General features: G+C 55.1%; 15 protein-coding genes and 1 pseudogene. 9 read left to right on the forward strand and 7 right to left on the reverse strand.

The genetic code is table 11. The features are described from left to right. Positions 1–1,136 precede the first annotated feature (1,136 nt). Together RMSM_RS17645 and RMSM_RS17650 are read left to right on the forward strand one after the other, a co-directional pair. Positions 1,137–2,585 (forward strand): efflux RND transporter periplasmic adaptor subunit, encoded by a 1,449-nt coding sequence (locus RMSM_RS17645; RefSeq protein WP_052031687.1) that lies wholly within the window; start codon positions 1,137–1,139, stop codon positions 2,583–2,585. Then, complete coding sequence (locus RMSM_RS17650) at positions 2,582–5,893, forward strand: efflux RND transporter permease subunit (protein WP_008699102.1); 3,312 nt, start codon at positions 2,582–2,584, stop codon at positions 5,891–5,893. Before RMSM_RS17645 ends, RMSM_RS17650 begins: the two co-directional genes overlap by 4 nt. 263 nt (positions 5,894–6,156) lie before the next feature. Here the strand turns inward: RMSM_RS17650 and RMSM_RS17655 are convergent, their stop codons facing one another. Then, on the reverse strand, positions 6,157–6,345 hold the full coding sequence (locus tag RMSM_RS17655; RefSeq protein WP_040767799.1) for a hypothetical protein: 189 nt from the start codon (positions 6,343–6,345) through the stop codon (positions 6,157–6,159). Positions 6,346–6,401: 56 nt separating this feature from the next. Between RMSM_RS17655 and RMSM_RS17660 the strand changes: the two genes are divergently transcribed. Beyond that, complete coding sequence (locus tag RMSM_RS17660) at positions 6,402–7,520, forward strand: hypothetical protein (RefSeq protein ID WP_040767800.1); 1,119 nt, start codon at positions 6,402–6,404, stop codon at positions 7,518–7,520. A 117-nt stretch (positions 7,521–7,637) separates the two neighbouring features. Here RMSM_RS17660 and RMSM_RS17665 read toward each other — a convergent pair whose 3' ends face one another. From RMSM_RS17665 to RMSM_RS17680, 4 genes and pseudogenes are all read right to left on the reverse strand, one after another. Further along, the gene (locus tag RMSM_RS17665) at positions 7,638–8,090 is read right to left on the reverse strand and encodes a hypothetical protein (protein WP_008699107.1); all 453 of its coding nucleotides are present in this window, start codon (positions 8,088–8,090) and stop codon (positions 7,638–7,640) included. A 111-nt stretch (positions 8,091–8,201) separates the two neighbouring features. Next, positions 8,202–10,805, reverse strand: coding sequence for a tetratricopeptide repeat protein (locus tag RMSM_RS17670; RefSeq protein ID WP_052031684.1), 2,604 nt, complete (start codon positions 10,803–10,805; stop codon positions 8,202–8,204). Between the two features lie 186 nt (positions 10,806–10,991). Continuing rightward, positions 10,992–11,797 (reverse strand): annotated as a pseudogene (locus RMSM_RS37850) (2-phosphosulfolactate phosphatase). Between the two features lie 13 nt (positions 11,798–11,810). After that, positions 11,811–12,002, reverse strand: coding sequence for a CPXCG motif-containing cysteine-rich protein (locus RMSM_RS17680; protein ID WP_008699114.1), 192 nt, complete (start codon positions 12,000–12,002; stop codon positions 11,811–11,813). A 146-nt stretch (positions 12,003–12,148) separates the two neighbouring features. Here RMSM_RS17680 and RMSM_RS17685 point away from each other — a divergent pair, with 146 nt between their 5' ends. From RMSM_RS17685 to RMSM_RS17710, 6 genes are all read left to right on the forward strand, one after another. Next, positions 12,149–15,268: a RecQ family ATP-dependent DNA helicase gene (locus RMSM_RS17685; protein WP_081614211.1), complete on the forward strand. Its 3,120-nt coding sequence runs from the start codon at positions 12,149–12,151 to the stop codon at positions 15,266–15,268. A gap of 446 nt (positions 15,269–15,714) precedes the next feature. Continuing rightward, positions 15,715–17,769 (forward strand): ATP-dependent zinc metalloprotease FtsH, encoded by a 2,055-nt coding sequence (gene ftsH, locus RMSM_RS17690; RefSeq protein WP_008699118.1) that lies wholly within the window; start codon positions 15,715–15,717, stop codon positions 17,767–17,769. A gap of 14 nt (positions 17,770–17,783) precedes the next feature. After that, a complete protein-coding gene (gene rsgA / locus RMSM_RS17695) occupies positions 17,784–18,932 on the forward strand; it encodes a ribosome small subunit-dependent GTPase A (protein ID WP_008699120.1) in 1,149 nt (382 codons plus the stop codon). A gap of 186 nt (positions 18,933–19,118) precedes the next feature. After that, positions 19,119–22,061 carry a serine/threonine protein kinase gene (locus RMSM_RS17700; protein WP_063870239.1) on the forward strand — a complete coding sequence of 981 codons (2,943 nt, stop codon included), beginning with the start codon at positions 19,119–19,121 and terminating at the stop codon, positions 22,059–22,061. Between the two features lie 180 nt (positions 22,062–22,241). After that, entirely contained in the window at positions 22,242–22,580 is a 339-nt protein-coding gene (locus tag RMSM_RS17705) for a hypothetical protein (RefSeq protein ID WP_008699123.1), read from the forward strand. 386 nt (positions 22,581–22,966) lie between these two features. Continuing rightward, positions 22,967–23,644 carry a 3-keto-disaccharide hydrolase gene (locus tag RMSM_RS17710; protein ID WP_144057744.1) on the forward strand — a complete coding sequence of 226 codons (678 nt, stop codon included), beginning with the start codon at positions 22,967–22,969 and terminating at the stop codon, positions 23,642–23,644. Here RMSM_RS17710 and RMSM_RS17715 read toward each other — a convergent pair whose 3' ends face one another. Both RMSM_RS17715 and RMSM_RS17720 read right to left on the reverse strand, forming a co-directional pair. Continuing rightward, positions 23,645–24,706 carry a DUF1559 family PulG-like putative transporter gene (locus RMSM_RS17715; RefSeq protein WP_008699126.1) on the reverse strand — a complete coding sequence of 354 codons (1,062 nt, stop codon included), beginning with the start codon at positions 24,704–24,706 and terminating at the stop codon, positions 23,645–23,647. Positions 24,707–24,924: 218 nt separating this feature from the next. Then, positions 24,925–26,175: a HEAT repeat domain-containing protein gene (locus tag RMSM_RS17720; protein WP_008699128.1), complete on the reverse strand. Its 1,251-nt coding sequence runs from the start codon at positions 26,173–26,175 to the stop codon at positions 24,925–24,927. Positions 26,176–26,257: the final 82 nt, after the last annotated feature.

Genomic DNA, 26,257 nt, shown 5'->3' on the forward strand with positions numbered 1-26,257 from the left:
CCCGAGCGGAGATCGATTGGGCGAGGGAGGTTTGATGGGGAGCTTCCAATTGCCCGCTCCGCCGGGGCAAGCCCGTAGCGGAAGCGAAAAGAGTCTGCGCGAGCCTCTCGGCCGTTTTCATCTTCCTACGTCCATTTTCCTACCAAACCTGTGACGCCACGCTCAGCATCGCCATTGCCATTGTCATGGTCTGTCGCCATCGAACAGACGAATCGGAGCGTGAGAAGACCTGTCGTCGCGTTGCGACTACTTCGCTTGGTCCATGCTTCCATGGACTTGCGTCCGTGGCTATCACAAGCCATCGCGTTGCGATTCAGTGTGTCAAATTAGATTCGTTACTAAAACGATCGATGTCCCGATGGTTTCCTTAGAACAACCCTGGCAGACAAAATCCCGCCGCGAAACGGCTCACTTAAACATGTTTTTTACGTTTAGCCCCTTCGGGATAATCTTGGCTCTTTAGCAATTGGCGGGGCCTCCAGCAGATCGTACTCGTACTCGTACTCAGCGAAGCGGTACTCGTACCCCTACTCGATTACAGCGGGTTCGACGATGTCCACTTCGCTGGACGGCAAGTACGAGTACCGTCTTGCGGACTGAGCACGAGCACGTACCTAAAGCTATTAATTTCAGCGGAAAACTTTAAGGTGGGATCGTGCCCGTTGCAGGTGCTTACGGCGTCTGGTCGCCGCGATATTGGGCGGTTGCGCCGGTCGTGAGCCCATCGAACCGTGATTCGACGGAGCGTGTGGCGGATTCGAGCGACGGTCGGCAATTTCCTCAGGCAATCCCCTGGCGAACATCGGGGGAGGATTACAACAACAAGTGGGCGACTTTCTCTTCGTCGCTGATGGCATCGACCGCAGTTCCCCTGCATTAGAGCGGTGCCTTCCCCCTGCAAGGATTGCTGGTGCTGTATTGCGTTGCCGAATCGGCATGAACACGGCGGGGGGGAGCGTCCATCCCGTTGCATCGAGCGTTGACGCAATTAAGGTTTTGGAACAAAAGGTTCGCACAGAGCCGTTCGTAAATGAATAAACGCTGATCCGCTGCGGGAATTTGAAATGGTTTTTCCCAATGCGGTTGAAAGTTGGCGTAAAACAATGAGACAAGTGAACTTGAACATCCCACCCGCTATGACAGTCCGACATCCCCTGCCCTGCCTTGGACTGCTGCCCACCCACGTCTGTCTTGGCATCTCGCTGCTGTTCTGTAGTGTTTTGCTAGGTTGCAGTGACACGAATCCTGGCCCTCCCGAAATGCCTCCACCGACCGTCACGGTTGCCAAGCCGGTGACTAAGAAGATCGTCGAATGGGACGCGTTTACCGGTCGATTAGAGGCGGTGGATTTTGTCGAAGTCCGTGCGCGTGTCAGCGGCTACCTAAAATCAATTCATTTTGACGAAGGCCAAATTGTCGATACCGGCGATCTGTTGTTCGTGATCGACCCGCGCCCCTTCGAAGCGGAGCTCAATGGTGCGGTTGCGGCACTGAACCAAGCCGAGTCTCAGTTGAAACGGGCCAACGCGGGACTGGAGAGCGCGCGAGCACAGCATCATCAATCCGAAGCAGGAATGCAGTTAGCGAAGACGCGAATCGAGCGAGCGCGGGCTCTCGAAGCCCAGAACGCGGTTTCGATCGAAGAGCTCGATCAGCGTTCCGCCGAGTTTCTGCAGGCCGAAGCGGACTTGGAATCCAGTGCGGCGGGGATCAGTTCGGCAGAAGCGGAGATTGCGACCGCCGAGGCTGCGATCGAATCGGCCCGCGCCGGCGTTGAAACGGCCAAGTTGAACTTGGACTATACCCAGATTCGTGCCCCCGTTAGCGGACGGATCAGCCGCCAATATGTGACCGAAGGCAACCTCGTCAGCGGTGGCACCGCGACGTCGACTCTATTGACAACGATCACCTCGGTCGACCCGATCTACTGTACGTTTGACGTCAACGAGCAGGACGTTTTGAAGTACATTCGCTTGGCCCAAATCGGCGAACGCAAAAGTTCTCGCGAGGTCAAAAATCCCGTTTTCCTCGGTTTGGTCGACGAATCCGGATTTCCTCACGAAGGGCACATGGACTTTGTCGATAACCATTTCGACGTCGATACCGCCAGCATGCGTGCACGCGGCGTGATTCCCAATCATGATCGAGTGCTGCTGCCGGGAATGTTCGCTCGGATTCGGATCCCCGGCAGTGCCGCACACCGAGGAGTATTGGTGCCCGATTCGGCGATCGGCACTGACCAATCGTCTCAATACGTCTATATCGTGGTCGACGATGTGATTGAGCGGCGTAGCGTCAAGCTTGGTCCGATGGTCGATGGACTTCGCGTCGTGCGTGAGGGACTCAGCGGTACCGAGACTCTTGTCATCCAGGGGTTACTGCAATCGCGACCCGACATGACGGTGCAAGTCAAACAAGGGACGATCGAAGTGGTTGAGGATGGATTGCCCGACGACTATCAGCCGTTGCCGCCGGAGAAATGGATGTCGCGAGTTCCCGATCCGCAGCCGGTTTCCAGTACGATCCAAGCCAACGCGACGATCGGGTTGGACTCGCCGCCGCAACCTACGGGGGAAGCACGATGAAGTTTCCACATTTCTTTATTGAGCGGCCGATCTTCGCTACGGTGCTTTCGTTCGTGATTGTGCTGGTCGGCGGGATTACCTACTTCTCGCTTCCGGTTTCACAGTATCCTCCGGTGGCTCCGCCGCAGATCGTTGTCCGTGCCAGTTTTCCTGGGGCGACTCCCGACGTCATCGCCGATACTGTCGCGACCCCGATCGAACAAGAGATGAACGGCGTCGATGACATGCTCTATATGGAGTCGTCATCGAGTGCCGATGGCACAATGCAGTTGACCGTGACGTTCAAACTGGGCACGGATCTTGATGATGCTCAGGTCTTGGTCCAGAACCGTGTCGCGGTGGCCGAATCTCGTTTGCCCGAACAAGTGCGTCAGATTGGGGTGACCACCAAGAAGCTGATTCCTGACATGTTGATGGTGGTGCATCTAAATTCACCTGATGATAGTCGCGATCAGCTGTATATCAGTAACTATGCGTTCTTGAATGTTCGCGATGCATTGATGCGACTCGATGGCGTTGGCGATATTCGGATTGCCGGTGGCAACGAATACGCGATGCGGATTTGGTTGGACATCGAAAAGATGACTCACGTCGATCTGACCGCTGGGGATGTCATCGAGGCGGTCCGTCAACAAAATATTCAGGTCGCAGCGGGAGTGATCGGTCAACCGCCGATCGACCAAACTGGCGCGTTCCAGTTGAACGTGACGACTCAGGGGCGTTTGCGAGAATCGGACGAATTCGGCGACATCATCGTCAAACGTGGTGATGATGGGCGGGTCACACGATTGAGTGACGTGGCGCGAATCGAGTTAGGCGCCCAGGACTATTCGCGGCTCAGCTATCTCGATGGCAAACCGGCGATCGCGGTGCTCGTGTATCAGCGACCTGGCACCAATGCAGTTGATACCGCCGAGGAAGTGAAGCGGACGATGCGAGAAATCGCCGCCGATTTTCCTCAGGGGATCGGCTACGAGATCGCCTACAACCCGACCGACTTTGTGGAAGAGTCGATCTCGGAGGTTTTCAATACGCTGTTCATTACCACCGCGTTTGTGGTGTTGACGGTCTTTCTGTTTTTGCACGGTTGGCGACCGACGATTATCCCAGTGATCGCGATTCCCATTTCGTTGATCGGTACCTTTGCCGCGATGCAGAGTCTCGGCGTCACGCTGAATACATTGTCATTGTTTGGATTGGTGCTGGCGATCGGAATTGTCGTGGACGATGCGATTGTTGTCGTCGAGAACGTCGAGCGGCTCATTGCGCAGGGCATGTCGCCACGCGCCGCGACCCATAAAGCGATGGACGAAGTCGGATCGGCGTTGATCGCGACGACGTTGGTGTTGATCGCGGTCTTTGTGCCGACCATCTTTGTCCCCAGTATCAGTGGCCAGTTCTATCAACAATTCGCGTTGACGATCGCGATCTCGACTGCATTTTCAACCTTCGTTTCGCTGACGCTCAGCCCCGCGCTATGTGCGATCTTGTTGAAACCCAAAGGAGCGGAGAAGCATGGCGTCTCGCGAGTGGGGGACTTTTTGTTTGGTTGGTTCTTCCGACTGTTCAACCGATTCTTTGATGTGACCAGCAATATATACGCTGGGATCGTCGCACGAATTGTACGGATGACGGCGGTGTCGCTGCTGTTGTACGCAGGTCTGTTGGTTTGTACATGGTATAGCTTCGGAATGGTCCCCCAAGGCTTCATTCCTCAGCAGGACCAAGGCTATGTGATCGTCAGCATTCGTTTGCCCGATGGTGCCTCGTTGGCCCGCACCGATGAAGTGACCCGCCGGGTCGCCGAGCTTGGCGGTAGCATCGACGGGGTCGCCCATGCGGTTGGAATCGCGGGGCTTTCAGGAGCGACATTTACGATCAGCCCCAATGCGGCCGTGACGTTTCTGCCGCTAGAAGACGCCAAGGAACGAGCGGCACGCGGTCGCGGAATCGATGCGATTGTTGCCGATTTGCGACACAAGGTTTCTGATATTAACGAGGCTCAGATCTTCGTCATCCCTCCGCCCCCGGTGCGTGGTATCGGACGCGGTGGCGGGTTCAAAATGTATGTGCAAGACCGCCGAGGTGCTGGCACCGAGGTGTTGAATCAGGTGACCGAAACGATGGTTGCACAGGCCAACCAGCAACCGGGAATCACGCAGGCATTTTCGAATCTGCGAGTCAGTGTGCCTCAGATCTATACCGACGTGGATCGCGATAAGTCCGAAATGCTCGACGTGCCGGTGAACGACGTGTTCGAGGCGCTACAGATTTATCTCGGCTCGCTCTATGTCAACGATTTCAACTTTCTTGGGCGTACCTATCGAGTCACTGCGCAAGCGGAACCCGAGTTTCGAGATGAGCCAAGTGATATTTTGCGTTTGCGAACTCGCAGTGCTCGTGGCGCTTCGGTTTCGCTCGGTTCGATCGTTGAGCTGAAGCAAATCGCCGGTCCTGATCGTTTGGTACGCTACAATTTGTATCCGGCCGCCGACATCAATGGCACCACGGTCCCTGGATTTAGCACCGGTCAGTCATTGACGACGATGGAAGATCTTGCGGCTATCAATCTTCCGCCGGGCTTTGGTTTTGAATGGACTGAACTTGCGTTCCAGGAACGTCAGGCCGGAAACACAATCATGTTTCTGTTCCCGTTGGCGGTGTTGTTTGTCTTCCTCGCGCTGGCGGCACAATACGAAAGTTGGCTATTGCCGCTGGCGATCATCTTGATCGTGCCATTGTGTTTGTTGTTTGCCATTCTCGGTGTTTGGTTCCGAGGCATGGAAAACAACATTTTGACTCAGATTGGTTTTATCGTGCTTGTTGGATTGGCGTGTAAAAACGCGATTCTGATTGTGGAGTTTGCCAAAGCCGAAGAGGATGCCGGGAAAGATCGATTTCAAGCTGCGATCGACGCATGCCGATTACGCCTGCGTCCGATTTTGATGACGGCGTTTTCGTTCATCTTAGGTGTCATCCCCTTGCTGATCGCCACCGGGGCTGGGTTTGAGATGCGACGCGTCCTAGGGACGGCGGTGTTTAGTGGCATGTTGGGCGTGACGATCTTTGGCTTGTTTTTGACCCCGGTGTTCTACGTCGTGCTTCGTGGTTTCACACGTAAAAAGGCACTTACATTGTCAGCAGGTGAAACATCACCACTGCTCGCGTTGGAGGCGGATGAAGCCGTCGATGCTGATTCGACTGCGGCTGCGACAATTATGTCGGAATCGAGTGAATCGCAACCCACCGATTCGGCGAGCGAGGATGCGGATCGAAGCGAAAGCTCGGCTTCGACCAGCCAATCGTAGAGTCACCCACGTCCCAAGATGGCATTATCGCGTGCGGCTTTCCTCAGCTGTGCCTTGAGTCCCGCACGCATAAAAGGCACACGCATCGTTTGTCGTGTTTTCTGGCTTCGGCGAACGATTTTCTCGGCTTTGGGCTCCCCCGGACGCGGCGAGTGGCCACCAGAACACCGCTTTTTGCGAGGTTTTGTACTTGCAACGGGGACGAAGGCTTTCTTATTTGCAATCTACGGTGAAATAAATTACAATCCCCCCGGCGGGGTCGGCTAATCCGACGCTTCCAGACCCCCATAGTGGGGCTTTTCAATGTGGATTCTAAACTTATCAAATTGGGCAGCAGTGTAGATAAGGCAGGGAGGCATCACTTCGACAGTGATTTCCGAAACCAAAGGCGAAAAATCGTTTTCACGTTTGCCGGTTTCTGCTTCTGGCGTCTTTATCAAGACATTCATCATGTCCTGCCGTGATCGGACCGCGACCGAATGACCGATTGCAAATAGGAGTCAACTTCATGCGAAAAACCAAGAGCCAACCTTGGATGCTGGGGCGTGTACCGCACGGTTTTTGGGATCTAGCCGAAAACCGACTCGCCTACATGAGTTGGCTCGGTGAGCAGCTCGGTTACGCGAAGCCTGATGATTGGTATGGAATTCAGCAAAAACATTTCAAGCAAAACTATGGCGGCGGGTTGTTAGCGTCTCACTACAGTGATTCGCCTCAAAATGCGGTACGCGAGTTCATGCCAAGACGAAAATGGCACTCGTGGTTGTTTTCTCGCGCCACGAACGGGTATTGGCAGAAACCCGAGAATCGTCGTGAGTTCATGTTGTGGCTCGAAAAACAACTGGGCATTCAAGGCAAAGAAGACTGGTATCGCGTGACCAAAAACGACTTTACCCGTCATGGCGGCCTTGGGCTGTTGAACAATTATTACGGTTGCAGCGTCGCTGCGGCGCTGCATGAGTTCAAACCTCTGATGCAATTGGATGAATGGAGATTCGAAACCGTACCCCAGGGGTTTTGGAACGACCTCGAAAACCGTCGTCGCTACATGGATTGGTTGGGATTTAAACTCAAAATTCGCACGCCTGAACTATGGTACGGCGTTTCGGTACATGACATCCGAGAACACTATGGAACCACGCTTCTGACGATGTGCGGTGGATCGATCTATCGCATGGTTAGTGAATATTTGCCAAAATTTCCGTGGAAACCGTGGCTGTTCCATTACACCCCAAGCGGGTATTGGGAAGATGATAAAAATCGAAAAGAATATCTTCAGTGGTTGGGCAAAGAGCTGGGGTATCGCACCCCAAAAGATTGGTACCAATTAAGGGAGCATCACTTTTTAAGGTCCGGCGGCAGTTGGTTGTTCGCCAAGTATTACGGTTACTCGCCACTTCGCGCCGCCGAAGAACGGTATCCGAAATACAAATGGAATCCAGATCGTTTTCGCTCGGCAGGTAAGTCGCACGCTAGCGAGAAAGCTCTCGCGACTGAGAAAAACAGCGAGACTGAGAAAGCGGGCGTGACTGCGAAGACTGCCGCGTCAGCGAAACGCCGTTCGACCAAGAAAACGCTGACGACTAAGAAAACACGTCGAAAACCAGCGGCCGGTTGTGTCGCGTAGACCGCGGTGTCGTGTGGCGAATCGGATCGTTCGGCGTCAAGTGTTTACGCCGTAGTGGACGAGCCTACGAGTCCCGTCAGACAATTGCGGGGATTCGTCCACTACCGCTTTCCTCCACTACTGGCTGGATAGATCGAGCGAGCCGCCGCATGTTGGAGCGGATTGGCTCGATTGAACATAGCTTCGATTGGCTTGTTTGGCACCATCGCTACGGCGGATTTGTTCCTCGATTTCTCCGCGATTCTTGGTCAACTGTTGCTCGCAATCGCTTTCGATTTTCATCAGTTCCATCAGCATCGATTCGGTTTCTTCGTGCTGAGCTCGGCACTCGCTCCGCATCTCGCGGGATGCCCATTGCCGCGATTCCGGATCGTCTCCGATCGCCGTGTGCAATCGTTTGGAAAGTTCGCTGAGCACGCTCAGCGGTTGTTGTTTCTGCGATAGCAGCTGCATCAGCTCGTTCATTCGTCCGGATTGCACCGCCGCTAATTGGGCGTGCCCAAGTTCGACCAATTGCAGCGCTGCTGCGTGCCGTTGTTGGACGAGGCTGGAAAGTTCATCACTGTTCATCGTATCGACGCTCGAGGTGACTGATTTTGGGAGTCAATGGGTGGAAGGCAACGGATCGAGTGGAGGATTGTTTCGGACCTGTGTGTTCGGCGAGACGCCGCGAGTGACGAGTTACACGCCACCGCCGGGATCACGCATGCCTGCGGTCATCCAAGCGATCATTTTTTCCCATCCCGCGCGGTCATAACGTGTGGTGCGTTTAAACTCGTCGTCCAATTTCGGAGGAATCTGTTTCAGCACCACGCCTGCTTGCCGGATCAATAGGTCGGCTTCACGACGTCGTCCCAGTTCGCGGACGCAGCGAGCTTGGCCGAGGATCGCTTCCAATGCGGGCGGCTGGTTCATGTAACGCAGCGATACGGTTCGATAGGCGGTAGCGGCTTCTTCGAACTGCCCCATTTCCTTGAGCGTATCAGCTTCGGCCATCATGCAATTTCGCAGCAGTGCTTGGGCATCGTTGGTCAGTTTTTGTTCTTCTTCTCGCCGCATAATCCGTTCTTTTAGTTCACGGAATCCGTCCAACGCGGCATTCAATTCGGATTCGACTTTGGTTCGCATGGCGCGACGCGCCGCATCGAGAATGTCGGTCGATTGTGCTTCGAGCCGAGGCCACTGCGCCGAAAGAATGTGCGAGCGGGCTGCCAGATAGGCGGCCGCGTCAGCACGGGGTGCGGGTTGATAACGCAACACGGCTTCGTCGAGTCGGCGAATTGCTGCGTCGAGAATCGGTTGGTTTTCTTGTAACAGTTTTGCTCGTTCGGGTGGATCGGCGTGTTCTGCGAGCAGGTGATTCTTGTAGCTTTTTTGATAAAGAATTTCGGCCAACGTGAACAGCGAATCACGCCACGCCGGGCTTTGCGGCGTCAATTCACCGTCTTGCAAATTGTCGATCAAATAGCCACGTGCTTTTTCAATGTCGCCGGTCTCCGAATACGCCAACGCCATCAGCAGTCGTGCATCGTAGCGCAGCGGGTCACGTGGGTATTCGACGATGACTGTTTCCAACGCTTTGATCGCGCCCTCAGGTTGGCTTTCCGCTAATAACGCCCGACCCATCGCGATTAGCCCACGCGGTTGACGTTGCCGTTCCTCGTAGCGGAGGTAGGATCGAAGCAAGCGAATACTGCGTTCGAAATGGCGACCCTGCTGGTATGAATCGATAGCCGCCCATTGGGTTTTGATGTAGCGAGGGGTATCAAAGTCGAGCTCGGCGGCTTGGGTAAAGGCATCGCCGGCTTGGCGAAAGCGTCTGCGAGCGAGCGATGCGGCAGCGGGAGAGATCTCGCCGTTCAGTTGGGTACCTGCGCGTAGCGTGCTGGCTGCCCACTCGCGAAACGCAATGCCTTCTTGCATCAATGCCGCCGAACGCGTGAAGATCGGCGGCAAGCTGCGAGCCACATCGATCGTTTCTTGGTAAGCCGATTGGTCACGCAGTTTTTCCAGCGCGGCGATCAGGCGGCGACGAAATTCGACCAGCGAAACCATCGTGGGGTCAAAGCCTCGCAGATCACCCATCTCTCGCATCATGTAACGAATCGTTTGGACTAACTCGAGACCAAGTCCAAGTGCCGCGAGCTGTTCGATCTCTTCGAGACCACTGATGATCGCAGCGCCGCCAAAGGGGCGTTGTTGCCGCGTGGCACTCCACTGCGATAGTGCTTGATTCGGCATGCCTTGGCATTGATAGGCGCGTCCTGCCCAAATTCTCGCCTCCGATGCGATCTGTGGTGCCGCTTCACGTTGTAGATCGAACAGTGCCATCATCGTGGGGGCCAGTGCCGTGATGACTTCTTCACGGCTATCCGACGGATTGACTGGTTGTTTGCCATACCGCCCGATCGCTTTACGAATTTGCACCACGCCGTGTGCCAGTTTGAAGCGATGTTGGAATCCGATATACGAAGCTTGTTTGGTCAAATCCGCCTCGGCGATCGCTTGCTTTCCTCGCTCGATCGCCTGTTCGGCTTCGACGTAGCGTCCCAATCGCGTCAATGCATCAATTTGAATCAAATTGGCTTCGAATCGCTGCTCCAGCCGGAGTGTTTTGTCCGCCAGGATCGCTGCGATCGTTTCAAGTGCGAGCTCGGGGTTGGGGTCGCGGGTACGAAGCAGAGTTTCTGCCAGCAACGGTAAGAGTTCTCGCCGCAATGTCGGATCCAATACGATCAGCTCCTCAAACAGAGCTGCGGCACGGTCGAATTCCCCCAGTTGGAAATAGGATTCGGCGAGTAAACGTTTGCCGTCGACCTCGCGGCCCACTGGCAATCCTTTTTCTACCGCCGCTTTGAAGTCAGGGATGGCGGCGATCAAGATTTCGCGGCGTTCGCGATTGTCATCGGTTTCGCGAGCCCGCACCACCTCGCCCGCACTGATTAGGAATTGACGTAATTTTCGCCATTCCGCAAGCGGATCTTCGTTTTCGTCATCTCCGTCGGACGCATTGCCGTTTGCGTCGTCATCGGGCAATTCTTCGCCCAGATCGACCGACTGAGCGAGCCGGCCGGCCACAATCGCATTGCCTGCAATGTATTCACGTGAGGCAATTTTCAGGGTTTCGATGGCGTCGGGAGGACCACTGCCGAACCAGATCGAAAAAACAGTCCCAAACCCCAAGATGGCGATCGCGGCAGCAAGCACCATGAGCGAAGTGGTGATCTTGTCACGACTTACCGTCGGTTGGCTTTTGTCGGTTGGATCTGCCTTTTTTTCAGCCACCTTTGACTCAGAACCGTTTGCTTGGTTTGGATGCGTCGGGGGAACGCGATGCGATTTTGCTTAGAAACATTTGAAATGGACCACTTCAGACGGACCATTTGACTCGTTGGGAATTAGCAGAAAACTGCCTTCGCGGTCAAGTTGTTCTGCCCACAGCCCCCAAAAATGCACCGCGATCGTACGCGATTAGCGACCGAAGATGCTCGCCCCCGCGCGAACCGCGATCCGCCGAGGCACAATCGAAACCGAATCGATCTCGGCACATCGCTGCAAATCGGCTTCGTAACCCGCTCGGATCAGATTTTGGCCCCCGCGTGACTGCGATAGCCGAGCGGCCAAAGCGGCGGGATGCGTCGTCGCGGAAGATTCCTCTGCTTTGACGTCCCCCGCTTCGGTTTCCCCATCGGTGGGGCCAAACCACGACCGCCACATCTCGCGGGCGATTAGCGATTCGTCATTCAAATCCAGCGAAAGGATTTGGCGTTGGTCGAATCGCGATTGAAAATGGCTGACCAAGGCTCCGGCAAAAAGAACGTCCTCTGCCGTCACAAAACCATCGGTCCCGGCACAAACCAGAGCGACGTTCGCATTCGGATCCAAGGACTCGGCCACCGCCCGTTGATTTAGAAAACTGCCTAGCAAAACTTGTTTTGCTAGCGAAGCGGCTTGAACTGCTTTGGTTCCGTTGGTGGTGGTGACGACTAGATTGCGACCCGCGACTCGGGGGGCGAGTATTCGGCCGGAGAATTTCCGCAGTCGAAGCCTGCGATCGGCACACAGGCTCGTTCTCCGCACAGCAGTGGTGGAGGGGTGAGCGAGTTTGCTATTTCACGTGCGGTTTGGACATCACATGTCGTCGTGATTTCGTTTGCCCCATTGGCAATGGCCACGGTCATCACGGTCGTCGCCCGCAAGATATCAATCACGACAGCGACGTCGGTCGTTTCGTCGATCGGATTGGTATTGGGAAGAAACGAGGTCGACAATCGCATGGGAAAAAACTACCTAAAAATGATCTTGTTCGGGTTCGGCCCACACCCGGGCTTCGTCCTCGAGCCAATCGACGTGAATCACGTTCGGGTTGCAACAGACTGGGCAATCTTCGACGTATTCTTGTCGCGTTCCGGAGGAAGGGTCCAGCGGAATGACAATTTCTTCGCCACAAGAATCGCAGACGTAAGAGGATTCGCTATCCATTTTGACAATCCTGGCAAGTAAAAAGGGTGCCTGGCGGTAAAAAGGCGGAACGTGTGCAAACGGCTTTGGGCGTTCTCGATGAACTGCCGATGCTACCCTATAATCAAGCCGACGATGAGTATCCCCCCGTTCTTTTCTTTAGTGCCATGCCCGGACCCGCAATCTCACGATCCGTTTCGTCCGGTAACAACGTATCGGGCAATAACGTCGATCCGACCGTCTTGCTGGCTCGGTTTGGGTTAACCCAATTTCGTCCTGGTCAACGTGATGTCGTCGATGCGGTCGCCGATGGGCACGACGTGATGTGCGTGATGCCAACCGGGGGTGGTAAGAGTTTGTGTTATCAGTTGCCGAGTCTTGGTCGGCCTGGGACGACGATTGTCGTGTCGCCGTTGATCGCGTTGATGAAGGACCAAGTCGATACGCTACAGTCGTTGAACATCAAGGCAAAATTGCTCAACAGCACGCTCAATATGTCCGAGCAGGTCGACGTGATGCAGCAGATGTCGCGGGGCGAGTTGGATTTGGTCTACGTGGCACCAGAGCGACTTCGCAACACCCGGTTTCTCGAAGCCGTCTCGACAGCCGAGGTGACGTTGTTGGCGGTCGATGAAGCGCACTGTGTGAGTGAGTGGGGGCACGATTTTCGTCCTGACTATTCACGATTAGGACGATTTCGCGATCGCTACTTGGCGAATGTACAAACGATTGCATTGACAGCGACGGCGACCCCCGCAGTCCGGCAAGACATCATCGATTTGTTGCGTCTGCGTGAACCGAAAACGTTTGTGACGGGTTTTGCCCGCACCAACTTGCGATTCAGCGTGCAGCATTCCAAGGGGGACCGGGAAAAAGACGAACAGCTTGTCAAATACGTCAACCAATGTGAAGGCACGGGGATCATCTACGCCGCGACGCGTAAACGCTGTGAGGAAATTGCCAGTTGGTTGCCAGAGAAGACACGGCGTCCCATCGGAGCCTATCATGCGGGGTTGGATCCGATGCAGCGGCAACGGATTCAAGACGACTTTATGTCGGGAAAACTATCCGCGATCGTGGCGACCAATGCGTTTGGTATGGGGATCGATAAATCGGACATTCGCTATGTGATCCACTACAACATGCCCGGTACGTTGGAAGCGTATTACCAAGAGGCCGGACGCGCCGGGCGGGATGCAAAAGACAGCGATTGTTTGATGTTGTTTTCCTACAACGATCGCTATATCCAAGAGTTTTTTATTGAAAACCGCTACCCTTCGCGTGAAACCGTGTCGAAGGTTTACGAGTTTTTGCTGTCCCGCGAAGAAGACCCGATCGAATTAACGCTCGAGCAGGTTCGTGCGGCAATCGACGTCAAGGATGGCAGCGAAGCGATCGGCACGTCGCAAACCTTGCTGGCCAAGGCAGGGGTGCTGAAACGGCTCGATAGTTCGGCAAATAACGCAATTGTTCGCATCGACAGCAACGCTGCGACGATGTTGGATTTTCTGCCGCGAGAAGCTAAAGTTCGCCGACGGGTGATGATGGCGGTCGAAAAAGTCGTGGGAAAACGACGCGGTGAGGATGTCTATGTGACGGTCAAGCGATTGACCGAGCTGGCCAACGTCGACCGCGATCAACTTGCTCGTACGCTTCGCGAGCTGCGGCGTTTGAAAGGGGTCGATTACGTGCCGCCGTTCCGCGGACGCGCCGTCCATCTGGTCGAACGTGACATCCCCTTTGATGCGTTAGAGATCGATTTCGAAGAGCTCGAACGACGTCGTCAAGCCGAACATGCGAAGCTGGATGCGGTGATCGGATTCGCCCGTAGCAATGGTTGTCGCCAACGTGTGATCCTGGATTATTTCGGCGATCCCGCCAGCAAGAATTGTGGCAATTGCGACCGCTGCAATCCCGAGGGACGTCGAGCCAACGCGGCAGTTGATCCGGCACAGATTGCGGAGGCATTTGCCGGCGTCGATCGTGACGGCTTTGTGCGAGGCGTGCGTGTCGTGCTCAGCGGCGTGTTCCGCATGCATGCACGATTTGGCAAAAATCTAGTGGCCCAAATGCTGTGTGGTTCAAAAAACAAGAAGTTGCAACAGTGGAAACTTCACCGGCTCAGCACGTACGGTTTACTGTCGCTGTTAAAACAGTCCGAAGTGGTGGCCGTGATGGATGCGTTGATCGAACGCGGGCTACTGATTCAACGCGAAGTCGATGACCGCCGACCCACCGTCGATCTCAGCGACTATGGCAGCTTGGTGATGCACGCCAAGGAACCGATCAATGACACGTTGGGGATGAAATTTCCGTTGGTCAAACGGTTGTCCGCAGCTGCCAAAAACCTCGAAGCCGCCGATGTTCATGAAAAATCAAGCGCAACATTCAATGAACCCGATGCGGACGCGGATGCGGCACCGCCGTCAGCTTCGGATGATCTGAAATCCGAATTGAAGGATCGGCTGAAGCGTTGGCGTCAAAAATCCTCCGCCGCGCTCGCGATTCCGGCATACCGCATTCTCAGCAACGCGACGATTGACCGCATCCTCGATACGATTCCTCGGTCGACGAGTGAGCTGGAGAAAATTTCGGGAGTGGGACCCGCAACGATCGAACAATTTGGCTACGACATCATCCAATTGATCGATACGGTGATCGCCGAACATGACGTTGCCACCCAGCAGAGCACCGACACCAACGCGGTTGTCACACCCGCATCCGAAGCGATCGATCAGGATGGGACGCTCGACGCCGAGGACGATCCAGTCGATCCGCAAATCGAGGAACTGGGAAACGCCGAGCATCGCAGCGAGGTTGCTAGCAGCCAAATTGCTAGCAGTGGTTCGAGCAGCAGAAATTCGAGCAGCAGTGATTCTGGTAGCAGTGAAAAGGATATCCATGAGCGTGGCGACCGTCCGATTGGCGGTCGCGACGAGCCGACCTCCGATTTCGACGCTTCGTGTTCTCAAACCGAGCTTTTTAAAACCGAAGATGCAGAAGTGCGGCAGGAGGACGCCCAGGATCACCGCTCCCCTAAAATTTTGGAGCTCGATTCGGCTGGTCCATTGAGTCCTGATCCCGCGTTGATGGAGCCGTCGGCGGACGAAGCTGCGGATGCTTATTGGACATGGCGGTTGTTTCGTGACGGGTACACAGTGTCACAAGTGGCATTAATTCGTCGCTGTCCCGCTGCGACATTGGCTCGCCAATTGCAGATTGCTGCCGCGGTGGGGCACCCGGTCGATCCCGGTTGGCTTCAAGCGGCGCGTGCGGTGAAGTCATAGAAGGGAGCGTGTGAGTCGTCACCCGCAGCCGATGCAGGTCCCCCCCGCGACAACGATTTGAGCAGTCTCTCGCCGTGCCGCTCACTTTATTGGCAGTCTTGCTGCCGGCGGGAATCGGTATCGAGTCGCAAGCTTTGCATTTTTGGTCGGTTAGTCATCCAGCGTTACAGTCGATACAATCGTGCCGGGCTACCCGTGATGCAACGAACCTTAGGGTAAGAAACGATTGCCCAATTGGCTTCTTGAGTAAGCATTTACAGTAAAAGGGTGTGCCGGGTGCGAGCAATCGGCATGCAACGTGCATCCTAGGCATTTAGGACTGCAAAACTGACAATTTTCACAACAAAAAACGCTCGTTAAGCCTGGTTTGGCATAAACGCCACAGCGGTGCTGGTTGACGAGTCCAAGAGAATAAACCTCCGGGTGAAGGCTGACAAAGGAAACCGATGGATAAAAGGTCCGACGAGAAAGATTCGGAAAAGAGTGGCGGCGGCGCGAACAAGCGTGGCAACAACACGTTTCTGATCGCGTTGGTGGTCGCAGGACTGATCGCCATGCTGTTCATGAATCGTGGTGCAAATGTTGCGGAAGTGTCGACCAGTTTCTTTTTGGATCAGCTCGAAAAAAACAATATCGAAGCGGTTCAAATCGGGGATCAACGGGTCTACGGGACGTTCAAAGTTCGCCCCGAAGCACCGCCGTTGATGGATGACGGCAAGCTAAAGCCGCAGGTCGATGACGAGGGCAAGCCGGTCAAGTTGGCCAAAGAGTTCGTTTTTCGCCAATCGAATGATGCGGGGGCGACGGTTCGATTGCAGGAGCGATTGGAGGCCGCGGACGTCGATTATCGCGTTCTGGCTCCTGACAATTCGCAGCAGATCATCAGCATCATCGCATTTATCATTCTGCCACTGGGGATCGTTTTCTTTCTATTCATGATGCTCCGCCGCACGCGAAGCGACATGATGGGAGGCGGCTTTTTGTCAGGATTCAGCAAGAGTCCGGCCAAGCTGTTTGAAGCGTCTGACAAAATGATCACCTTTAACGAGGTCGCGGGGCTCGAAGGGGTCAAGGCGGATCTGCAGGAGATCGTTGAATACCTTAAAACGCCTGAAAAGTTTCAGCGGCTCGGCGGGTTTGTTCCCAAGGGCGTGCTGTTAAACGGACCTCCGGGCACCGGAAAAACCTTGCTGGCACGCGCTGTTGCGGGCGAAGCCGGGGTACCGTTCTTTTCGGTCAACGGCAGCGAATTCATTCAGATGTTTGTGGGCGTCGGAGCAAGTCGCGTTCGTGATCTGTTCCGCACCGCCAAAGAAAACAGTCCTTCAATCATCTTTATCGACGAAATCGACGCAGTCGGTCGCCAACGTGGTGCTGGCGTCGGTGGCGGGCATGATGAACGTGAACAGACGCTGAACCAGATTCTTGGTGAAATGGATGGCTTTACGCAGAGCCAAACGGTGATTGTGATTGCCGCGACCAACCGTCCCGACGTTTTGGATCCGGCCCTGTTGCGGCCGGGGCGTTTTGACCGTCACGTCACCGTCGGTCGTCCGACGATGAAGGGGCGCGAAGAGATCTTCAAGGTTCACGTTCGCGACGTACCGCTTGGTGACGATGTCGACCTCAAGCGGCTCGCTGCAGGAACGGTCGGTTTGACCGGCGCCGATATTCGCAACATGGTCAACGAAGCGGCGTTGTGGGCAGCCCGGCAAGACAAGAAAATTGTCGAAATGAGCGACCTTGACTTCGCCCGCGACAAGATTCTGATGGGGGCGAAGCGTGAGGAGGTCTTGCAAGAGAGCGAGAAGGAAAAGACCGCTTACCACGAGGCCGGACATACGTTGACGGCATGGCATCTCGACGGCGCCCATGTGGTTCACAAGGTCACGATCATTCCCCGCGGTCGCGCTCTAGGAGTGACGCAGTACGTGCCTAGCGAAGATCGATTGAGTATCAGCAAGCGAGAGCTCGAGCATCAATTGATCGTGTTGTTAGGAGGCCGTGCGGCCGAGAAAATTATCTACAACGAAACCTGTGTCGGGGCCGAAAACGACCTCGAACGGGCCACCAGTATCGCGCGGCGAATGGTCACGCACTGGGGGATGAGTCCCAAGGTGGGGCCGGTCAGTTACAAGACCAGCGACGAAGATCCATTTTTGGGCCGTGAAATTCACCAATCCCGCCAATTCAGCGAGCACACGCAAGAATTGATCGACGAAGAGGTGGCTCGAATCCTGTTGGAAGCCGACCAGAAGGCCGAGCAGTTGCTGCGTGAACGTCGCAGTGAACTCGAGACGATCACCCGTGCACTGCTAGAACACGAAGAGCTGGGCGAAGCCGAATTGACGGATCTGATCGGAGTCTCGATTCAGGTTCGCAATCGCAAGAAAGGGGACCCGCCACCGGTCGAGCAAACGCTTGCTCCGGAAAGTGGCGCCGACCATAGCCCTGGCTCGGCCGTTGGAGGTCATTCTAATTCGTCGCCGCAAGAGAGTTAGCGGATGGCGACTTAATGGCCAAAAAGAAACGCGGGAAACAACGCACGGACTTTCGTAAAAAGTACCAAGGACGTGTTCGCCAAGGGGACGTGACGCGAACGTTCCAGCAGGGTGATGTGGAAAAGCTCGCCGATGTCGTGCATGGGGAACGCGTCAGCGGCAAAGGCGAGCTGACGCGTAAGCGGACCGTGAATAATCCGACGATCCAGCAAGACGCGGACGGCGTTACTTCGTCGCCTGATCAATCGCTGATCAAGGGACGCGTGATCAGCGTTCATGGATTGCGGAGCAAAGTGCTTGGCGAAGACGGCGTGTTCTATGAATGCGCGATCCGCCAAGTGCTCAAATCGCTTAGTATCGAACAGCGCGGGGTGATCGTTGCGGGCGACCGCGTCTTTTTTCGCGCCGAATCTCCTGCCGACGGCATGATCGAAAGCATCGATCCCCGCAGCGGCGTGATCAGCCGGACCAGCCGCGGACGTCAACATATCATCGCCGCCAACGTCGACTACCTGCTGATCATCACCAGCGCGGCCCAGCCCGGATTGAAGCCGGCACTGATTGATCGGTTTTTGTTGACCGCCGAACATTGTGGCGTCGAGCCTGTGATTGTGATCAACAAATTGGATTTGATTGATCCTGTTCCTTTGCAGCCGATGATCGGAGTGTTTGCCTCGATGGGCTATCGTGTGCTCGTCACCTCGGCCGAAGACGGCACCAATGTCCCCTATTTGCGGGCATTGTTGGCGGGGAAACAAACGGCGCTGGCAGGCCAGAGTGGGGTAGGAAAAAGCAGTCTGCTGAACGCGATTGAACCCGGACTCGGTTTGGCAGTTTCGGCCGTCAGCCAGGATAATGAAAAAGGTCGCCATACGACGACGGCCACCACGTTGATCCCACTCGAAGGGGGTGGGGCGGTGTTCGATACCCCGGGAATTCGTCAGTTTCAGTTGTGGGACATTGGTTCGAGCGAGGTTTCGGCGTTAATGCCCGATCTGAGGCCCTACGTGAGCGGCTGTCGCTATCCGAATTGCTTGCATCTAAGCGAGGATGGGTGTGCCGTCAAAGACGCGGTGGCCGATTCTCGCATCGATGCTCGACGATACGATTCTTACTGCCACCTGATCGAGGAATTGCTTGGCGAAGAAGCAACGTTTCGTTGACCAACTTGGCAACCCTGACTAGACTAGCAAACGTCGCGTAAGCAGACAAAAGCAGGCAAAACACGCAAGATTCATCGAGACGGGCTGAAGGAGTCGGCTTGCTCGAAGGCACCTTTTCTCTCTCATTCTGCGTTGCATCAATCGTCGTTTGATGGCTTGGAACGCATCCGCGTTGGTGATCTTTTTATGGCTGACGAATCAATTCGAACGGATGCATCGACCATTCGTCGTGGCAAGGACGACGAATCGAGTGCCGGAGATGCGTCGCCCGAATCGAGTTTGATCAAGTCAGCGGAAATTCAAGAGATCGCTGAAGCGAGAACGGTCATTCGCGGTTCCTCGCGGGCTCACGCCGACGAATCGGCGTGGAACAAACTTGACCGCACTCCTGCATCGGTGGCCAACGTCCTACTCGGCAAGCGGCTCAACCACTTTCTGTTAGAAGACTTTATCGGCGGTGGCGGGATGGGGGCGGTGTTTCGCGCCCATGACGAACAATTGGACCGGACGGTCGCGATCAAGGTGATTCCGTTCGTCGGGGACGACCCCGATCTGAAACGTCGCTTTCGCAATGAGGCGCAAAGTGCGGCAAAGCTGGATCATCCGCGAATCGCCAAGGTTTTCGATGTCGGCACGTACGATGATTGGCACTACATCGTCTTTGAATACATCCAAGGCACCAATATTCGCGACCTTGTTCATCACGAAGGTGTGATGTCGGCTGACCAAGCGGTCTTTTATACCTGTCAGCTTGCCGATGCGATTCAACATGCCTCGGATCGCGGGATCGTGCATCGCGATATCAAGCCATCGAATGTGTTGATCGGAGACGGGCAAACCATCAAGCTTGTGGACATGGGGCTGGCTCGGTCGGACAACTTCGAGTTGAGCGAAGACATGACTGCCAGCGGAGTGACGCTGGGGACATTCGATTACATCTCGCCCGAACAAGCCAACGATCCGCGCGATGCTGATTTGCGGAGCGATATTTATTCGCTTGGCTGCACATTGTATTTCATGCTGACCGGTCAACCGCCTTACCCGGGCGGCACGATGCTGCAAAAGTTGCTCAACCATGGCAAAACGCCTCCGCCGGATGTGCGTCAACTGCGGAGCGAGGTCAGTGGTGATTTGGCGGCGGTGTTGCAAAAAATGTTGGCCAAGCGGCCCGATGATCGCTATCAGACCGCGATTGATTTGATTGCCGATTTGCAAGAGGTCGCTCGTCGCGAAGGTTACGAGCGAGTGCAAACATTGGGACCGGTCACGGTCAATAACAGCGGTCCGTTGATTCAATTGATCGAGCAACATGCGCCTTGGTTGGTTGCGTTTGCGTTGTTGTTGATCACCGCAGCTTGGTTGTACGTTGCATCGGATTTGGCGCGAGACGATTTCGCGATCGTGGTGCCACAGCGAAACAGCGTGGTCAGTTTGTCGGTGCAGCGTCCGCTTGATGCGTCACAGGAAAATGGCACGTTTCGACCGGCGACTCCGGCCGCACGCCAAGGGACGAACGCCGACGACGGTGCCGAGAACGCGTCACTCTCGCCCAACGGTACTGCGACAACGACGTCCGCGGGAACAGCCCGCGATTCGAGTGCCACGGCGGCTGCATCGGAACGTTCGCCGGCGGATCCGCCTCGCATGCGAGATTTACCCGTCCCCGAAGAACTCGGCGGGCCGGTGACCTCCGGGAAAAACATGAATGAAACGCTTGCCCCATCATCGGCGGTGGCAGCGGTGGATCGTCCGGCAAGTGATCGATCGGCGACCGAACGCTCGCTGACGACACCTACATCCAGCGGGGCCGAGGACACGGAATCAGCGGAAATCTCGGTGCCGACCTCGGCCAATCCGCGAGCGATTCGCGTCAGTTTGTCGATCTCGGGTTTGATTTCGGACGAGTACGACGGCGAAGACTATGCCTACGTTTCTTCGTTGACCAAAGCGATCGAGTTGTCAAAGGAACTTGGCGTCGATCGTATCGAGATCGCAGAACCGATGATCCGCAGTGCCCCGATCAAAATTGATCGTGATGGTTTGGTGATTAGTTCGAGCGTCGGCGGCAGTATCGTGATGTTTGATTCATCCGACTTGCCGTCGATCCAGTCGGTTGAGTTATTCGATATCGGATCCAATCGCATCGACTTGGAAGATTTGCATTTGGTGTGGTCGGTTCCGGTTTCGTCGATGGGCGGTGGTTGTTTGTTGTCACTGCAAGACAATCGGCTGGTTCGTTTGACCGATTGCAGTTTGACAATCAAAAATCCCGTGCGTCATCCCGACGTTTACGCCATCGACGTGAACACCCATTCCGACACGGTAGGGTATCAATCGATGGGCCGAAATGCCCTGCTGGCCGGCCCACCGGAATCCTCCGTTGTCCCGTTCGCCAATGGGGACGCGCTATCAAGTGCGGTCGCAGCCACGGTGACGTCGGGGCCGTTGCCGTTGGTGTCGATCGAGATGTACAACGTTTGTATTCGTGGCGAGATGACCATGTTGCACATGGATGTAGCAGCCGAATTACAGATGCGATGGGAAAACGGTCTGTTGGCGGTTACCGGGCGGATGATCGATACGGCCGGAGCGGTTCGCCAACCGCCTCCATCCGCACGCCCGATTCAATTGTTGTTAGACCAAGTCATCGCGATGGCTCCGCGTGGGTTGGTGCGGATGCGGTTGACGGCGACCGGCCCCTATCCATTACAGATCGATCGTGACGCCCATAATTGTGTGTTCATCGTCAGCCCCGATATTGCCGCCGTCGAAGTCTCGGGGCTCGATTCTCTTGAAAACGACCCGTCGCTGTTGGTTTTGCGTGGAGAAGCGAATGCCTACGACACACAGCCCGATCTCTCGGATCCGATGTTGCGATTGATCGATTCGCAAGGAAACCAAGAGGTCGTGCGAATGGTCGATTTGAAAACCCAGTCGCCAGAATGGGCGGAAGAGCGTTCCCCAAGATGGGCTGTGGATTGGGCTTCGGGAAGCTTGAATACGCAGTCCACGAGCAGCTTGATGCCGAGCGATTTTCGCCAATATGGCTCGGTTATTAGTGGCTTCGATGAGCGGTCTTTGACGATTATGACCCCTGCAGAATTGGTCGAATTAGACGAAGAAAATTGAGTTTGATTTGACTTTTGGTCCGATCTAGGACTTAATAGTGCATTGTGTGACTGTATCAGCGGTCACACTTCCTGCCTCGCTCCATGCTAGAGCCTACCTCAAATATCAAATTCGCGGAGAAAATGAATGAAACGTTTGGCAATCTGTCTCGGTTTTTTGTGCTTACTTATGACGCCAGCCATGGCAATCAGCGAATTTGGAAAGCAATGGAAAAGCGAGTACCTGGGCGAAAAAGCCGACAAGGACTTCGTCAAGCTTGGTAAAAAAGCCAACTGCTACGTTTGCCACGTGAAGGGTGAAAAGAAAGAAGAAGCCCGCAATGAATACGGCAAAGCGGTCCACGAATACTTGAAGGCCGAAGATTTCCCCAAGGAATACATCAAAGATCATCCCGAAGAAGCCAAGAAAAAAATCCTCGAAGGATTCAAGAAGGCTGCTGAACACAAGAGCAAAGATGGCAAGAAGTTTGGCGAGAAGATCAAAGCCAATGAGCTTCCCGCAACCGACGCAGGTCTGTAATCGCTGCTCTGCCCTGTCCTGCTTGGCTCGTTGAGCCTAAGCAGGTAGGCGGAATCATTCGGTGATATCCCGTTAGCCGTTTGGACGCTCGCGGCTCGTTGATTTAATCCTACGATGGACTTCCTAGTCCGTCGAATACACCCATGTCGGGCGAGGCAGTCCATCAGCCACCCCTCGCCACAGGAAACTTCATTAAATCAACAGCCCGCTAGCCCCGGCTGAATGTCCGAACCATGGCTAGCGGCTTAGTCGCTTGTGAGTCTCGCAGGGACTCATTTCTGCTGAAATCGACAACTCGAAAATTGATTGAGTTCTTACGCTTGCCGACCGTTTGAGTTGGCAAGCGTTTTTTTTTTGCTTCCCAACCATCACAAATGAAACGCACCATGAATTGGATGATTAAATCGCTCACAACCCTTTCGCTTGGTCTGATGATGACTGGCCTCGCCACCGCAAACGACGATGCAGCAGCGGATGAATCGGCTCCGCAGAGCGAAGCTGGGTTTGTCGCTCTGTTTGATGGCCATTCGCTGGACGGATGGAAAAAAGCCGAAGAGGATCCCGAAGCCTGGGGGATCGAAGACGGCAAGCTCGTATGCAAGGGAAAGCGTTGCCACCTGTTTTACGTCGGGGATCAAGCTCCCTTTAAAAACTTTCATTTTAAAGCCGAAGTCATGACCACTCCCGGCAGCAACGCAGGGATTTACTTTCATACAAAATACCAGCCCACGGGATGGCCCAAGTACGGGTACGAGTGTCAGGTCAACGTGTCTCACCACGACCCCAAAAAGACAAGTAGTTTGTATTCGGTCGACGACGTCGCCGATCCCGGCGTCAAGGACAATCAGTGGTACACCCAAGAGATCATCGTCAAAGGGCGGCACATCGAGTTGAAGGTCAATGGGCGGACGATGGTGGATTACACCGAGCCCGAGGGCAAAGAAGCATTCTCGGGCAATTTCGAGCGTCGTTTAAACGAGGCAGGTACTTTTGCCCTGCAAGCTCATGATCCCGAAAGCGTGGTCTATTTCCGCAATTTACGCGTCAAGAAACTCGACGACTAGCTACAAGACGCTGCTGTCGAAGACTTCTTTGTCCGCCCGCGAACCGATCGCGTGGCGGACCTTGTCGTCCAAACTGTCGGTCAAAAATTTCACCGATCCGTCACAGAACAGAGTGACCACGCCGCCGACGTGAAAGCTGCCCGCGGAAATCTCGAGATCTTGTTTGGGAGCGATGTCGAGATTCATGGGATGGTAGAGCGACATCAATGCCTCTGAGAAATCGGATCCGTTTGCTTTCCCTTTACGGCGGTCGAACTGGGGATGGTAGACTGCAAAGTGGCTACAAATATCGCACTTGGGTTCGTCAATGAATCGCGTTTCAGCGCACAGCACCGTGTTGCTTAACCCATCCAAGATCGCTGCAAACGTGATCGGGCCCGGCCAAGGAAGTTTAGCCGGAACGTTGGGAGGATCGAGCGGGTGGCGTTCAAATTGGCCAACCTGCAGCACTCCGTTGCCTCGTTCCATCCCCAATGACGTCGAGTTCGAATAGTTGTCCCGCAGCACATCGCTTCCGGAATTTCCTAGGTAGCTGTTCATCGCTCGGCCCACGTCGCTGCCGTCGATCGCCAATCCGTTGTCGTCAAACAAGAAAGTCGGTCCCGGTTCACTCGGGCATCGATACATCGGAACCAACGTCGTGGCGAGTGTGATCATATTTTTGCGATCTTCAAACGTCACGGCACCATTCCGCATCGGAGGCACAATTTGCCACAATGCATTTTGCTCGGCGAAGGGCAGAATGTCGGTGGTCCAACTGTAACCGTGACCTCCTTTGGCACCCCACGGCAACGATTTGTAGGCGGATTCATAGTTATGGCAGGCCAAGCCAATTTGTTTTAAATTGTTTTGACATTGCATCCGCCTTGCCGCTTCGCGAGCCGCCTGGACCGCGGGCAATAATAATGCCACCAAGATTCCGATGATCGCAATCACCACCAGCAATTCGATCAGCGTGAAACCTCGCGCTGCGATCGATCGAGATCGCAGCTCGCTGCGTTTCGGCGAGCAGCGTTTCGGCGACCGGTGTTGCGGCGGCGGTGAATTGCGTGTGGCTAACATTGCAAAGGACAGCAAAATTCTTCGGAATTTCTAGTAGCGGGGGGAGGTGGTCCCAATCGTAGTTTAACTCGAACGATCGATCGTGGATCTGGGCAAGATCGTTTTCACGCTTTTCGGAGCGTTGGCTTGCGATTTAGAACGCGTGATTGGCGGAAGAAGTCCCCANCTTTTTTTGCCTGCTGAGAGGTCCGGTGACGGCGTTGGATAAAAAGGGTTGGCTAAGGGTCGCGGCGAAGATCCCCGCTGCTACGCCCCAGTTTTGCCGCAAAATACTTCCGCCACGCCAACTTGTCGTAACCAAAATCGACGTTGGGTTCGATCATTTTCAGCAGCGTTAAAACCGGAGGATTCTCAAGATAGCGGGTGATTACTTTGGGTTTGCCTCCCATCGATAACCCGCCGCCGCCACCGCTGCTCGATCCGACCTGCATGCCAGGCCCCGCGGCGCTGGTCTTGGTATGTTTGGTCACCAACGCATCAATATAAGTTTGCGCCAATTCTGGTTTGGGAAAGTAGCTGAGCGCTCGCGCCGCCCGCAACACGTCGCCGTTATCAGAGCTTCCAAGCATATTGACGTACGTCGCCACAGCGGAACCGCTACCGTATTGCTGCAGTTCGTCCATCGCGGCCTCGCGGATCACGTTGTCCGATTCTTGCACTCCCACTCGAACCAACGCTTCGACCGACACTGAATTGTGGAAGCGACCGAGGATTTCGACCCACATCCGTTTGAAGCGTTGATTGTGGTTGCCCTGCAGCAACTGTTTAGCAATTGCCGAAGCCGCCAAGGGATCGTCAATCGCTTTGAGCGACGCGATTGCTTCTTCTCCTTTGCTGCCGCCTCGGACCGCGACACGCAACAGCCGGTCGACTTCTCTGATCCACTTTTTCGAATCAACATTGCTTGCGTCTTGGATTTCTTCGATCGCGGCCGCCTCGGGCAGCATCCATTTTCCCGCCACCGAGATCATGCCTCGTGATCGTTGCAGATCGCTGTAGCGTATCCACTTGCCATCCTCTTTCACGTAATCCAGCGCCGCTCGTGCTTTGCTGTGCTCGGGATCAAAGCGAATCGCCAATTGCAAGTGGAAACGTTTGTAGGCGTCGGTATTATCTTTGATGTTTGTCGCACACCAAATCGCCGTTTCGTATTGTTTTTCGGGATCCTCGCCTGCTGCGGAGGCTTTGCGCGTGTACTCGTGCAATTCGTTCGATGACACGACACGACGGACACGGCTCTGAGGCAGCGCGATGCTGATCTCGTCATCGATCGCGACGATGTCCATCTTTCGGTCGTCCAACCGCCGTACTTTTCCGCTGACGTGCCCCCCGCCCGAGAGCTCGACCGTATCGCCGCACAGCGGCGGCGGAACGCTGACGATGCCCAGTGCTGCGAGCGTCGCTAGCGCGGGGCCCAGACGCCACAGTGGTCTTGTATTTCGCTTGGTTCGCCGGTGGAGTGCATGCATGAGAATTCGGATATCCGAGTTAATGTCGCCCGACGTCTCCGACGTCAAAATCTAAGTCGCCCGGCGTTTCCGACGTCGGCAT

The sequence above is a fragment of the Rhodopirellula maiorica SM1 genome (assembly GCF_000346295.1).
Classification (GTDB): domain Bacteria; phylum Planctomycetota; class Planctomycetia; order Pirellulales; family Pirellulaceae; genus Novipirellula; species Novipirellula maiorica.